The organism is Paraburkholderia sp. J63, assembly GCF_905220245.1.
Lineage (GTDB): Bacteria > Pseudomonadota > Gammaproteobacteria > Burkholderiales > Burkholderiaceae > Paraburkholderia.
Genome location: NZ_CAJMZF010000243.1, coordinates 1 through 220, shown reverse-complemented (window position 1 = coordinate 220; position 220 = coordinate 1). Strand labels below are relative to the sequence as shown.

The following is a 220-nucleotide window of genomic DNA, read 5'->3' as shown; positions in this document are numbered from 1 at the left end:
GCCCACGTAGCTGCCCGGATCCGAGAAGTCGTAGAGCAGGTTGTGGGTGAGCGTGAGCATCTGGTTCGACTGCTGCACCTCGTAGCCGCCGAAGCTCGACATGAGACCGGCCACGAACGTGCCCGTGGCCGTCACCGGCACCGTGACGACCGCCGTGTTCAGGATGTTGTTGCCGATGTCGCCATGCTCGTTGGCGAGCAGCGTGATGCCGTTGCCGCGG

The 220-nt window shown here is 65.0% G+C and carries 1 protein-coding gene; it reads right to left on the bottom strand.

Translation table 11 applies throughout. The features are described 5' to 3' along the window. On the bottom strand, positions 1-220 hold a 220-nt coding region (locus tag U5775_RS39365), incomplete at both ends, for a DUF3138 family protein (RefSeq protein ID WP_322063491.1).